At 70.2% G+C, this 1,896-nt stretch carries 3 protein-coding genes; all 3 read left to right on the forward strand.

All coding sequences use genetic code 11. The annotated features are described in order from the left end of the window. Nucleotides 1-56: 56 nt before the first annotated feature. The gene (locus AB0H87_RS41425; protein ID WP_360159236.1) at nucleotides 57-944 is read left to right on the forward strand and encodes a sugar ABC transporter permease; all 888 of its coding nucleotides are present in this window, start codon (nucleotides 57-59) and stop codon (nucleotides 942-944) included. Further along, nucleotides 941-1,768 (forward strand): carbohydrate ABC transporter permease, encoded by an 828-nt coding sequence (locus AB0H87_RS41430; protein ID WP_360159239.1) that lies wholly within the window; start codon nucleotides 941-943, stop codon nucleotides 1,766-1,768. The genes AB0H87_RS41425 and AB0H87_RS41430 overlap by 4 nt, the downstream gene beginning before the upstream one ends. Before the next feature lie 4 nt (nucleotides 1,769-1,772). Continuing rightward, the coding region (locus tag AB0H87_RS41435) for an NAD-dependent epimerase/dehydratase family protein (protein ID WP_360159242.1) at nucleotides 1,773-1,896 on the forward strand (124 nt) is incomplete at its 3' end.

The following is a 1,896-nucleotide window of genomic DNA, read 5'->3' on the forward strand; positions in this document are numbered from 1 at the left end:
TCGAGCGCGACGAGCTGACGCTGTTCTGACCGCGGTCGCAGTGCCACGCTGTACGCGTGACCGATGTCGAGATCGGACAGTCCCTGCGCGCGGCGGTGGTGCTGTTCCTGGTCCTCGGGCTCTACACGATCGTCTACAGCTTCGGGCTGAGCTTCGCCAAGTGGAACGGCTTCTCGCCCACCTGGGAGTGGGTCGGGCTCGACAACTACCGGGACATCCTGTTCGCCGACCCGCGGCTGGCGCCGGAGATGCGCAACGCGGCGCTCAACACCGGGATCGCGATGGTGGCGGTCTCGTTCGGCACGGTGCTGATCGCCCTGCCGCTGGCCACCCTGCTCAACAGCATCACCCGGCTGCGCGGCACGCTGCGGTCGGTCTTCTTCCTGCCGTACGTGACCGCCGGCGTCGCCGTCTACTACGCCTGGCGCTACGTGCTCGAACCCGACGGCGCCGTCAACCTCGCGCTGCGCGCCCTCGGGCTCGGCAGCCTGGCCCGGCCGCAGGGCTTCCTCGCCGATCCGGCCACCGCGCTGCCGACGCTGATCGTCATCATGATCTGGGGCAGCGTTCCGGTCGCGATGCTGCTCTACCTGGCCGGGCTGCAGGCGATCGACCCGGCGGTGCTGGAGGCGGCGGCGCTCGACGGCGCGGGCGCGGTGCGCCGGCTGCGGCACATCACCTGGCCCCTGCTCGTGCCGATCACGGTCGCGGTCGTGCTGCTCGGGCTGCGCGACACCATGCAGGGCTTCCAGATCTTCCTGATCATGACGAACGGCGGGCCGGCCGGGCACACCGACGTGCTCGGGCTCAAGGCGTACCAGCAGGCGTTCTTCCAGAGCCTGTCGCCGACGCTCGGCGTGGCCAGCGCGCTCGGCTGGCTGATCTTCGTCGCGGCGCTACTGCTCGCGGTGGTCAACGCCCGGCTGTTGCGGGGGCAACGGTGAGCCGCCGGCTTTCCCCGGGCGCCCTGGTCGCCTACCTCGCGCTCGCCGTGTACGCCGTCGTCAGCCTCTACCCGTTCGCCTGGATGGTCTCCGGCGCGTTCAAGGACCGGCTGGAGGTGCTGGAGGGCGGCCACCTGATCCCGCACCGGCCGACGTTGGCCACGCTCGCCGACACGTGGAGCCGGCTGCACTTCTTCGACTACTTCCTCAACAGCCTGAAGGTCACCGGGCTGACCGTGCTGGGCGTGCTGGTGATCTACAGCCTCGCCGGGTACGCGTTCGCGATGGTCGACTTTCCCGGGCGGCGCTTCGTGTTCTGGTTCTTCGTCGCGCTGCTGTTCGTGCCGAGCATCACCGTGCTGCTGCCGCTGACGATCCTGGAGAACAAGCTCGACATCCTCGGCACGCACACCGGGCTGATCCTGCCGTTCGTCAACGGGACCGCGCCGCTGGCCGTGCTGATGCTGACCGCCGCCTTCCGGGCCGTGCCGCACGACCTGCACGACGCGGCGACCGCCGACGGCGCCGGCGAGCTGCGCATCTTCTGGCGGGTCTACCTGCCGCTGGCCCGACCGACCCTGATCACCATCGGCGTGCTGACCGCGGTGCCGACCTGGAACGAGTACGTGCTGACCCGGGTGTCGCTCAACGACGAGTCGCGGTACACGCTGCCGCTCGCGCTGGAACGGCTGGCGTCCGGCACGGTGCCCTCGTACAACGAGATCATGGCGGGGTCGTTGATCCTGGTCCTGCCCGTGATCGTGCTGTTCCTCGCGCTGCAGCGCTACTTCGTCAACGGGTTGTCCGGTGCGGTCAAGAACTGACCGCGTGCTGGTCACCGGCGCCGCCGGGCTGCTGGGCCGGGCCGTGCTCGACGCCCTGGCGGCGGCCGACGTGCCCGTGACCGCGCTGGATCGGACGGATCCCGGCGACCTGCCGGCCGACCGGATGC

The organism is Asanoa sp. NPDC050611 (assembly GCF_040654855.1).
Lineage (GTDB): Bacteria > Actinomycetota > Actinomycetes > Mycobacteriales > Micromonosporaceae > Asanoa.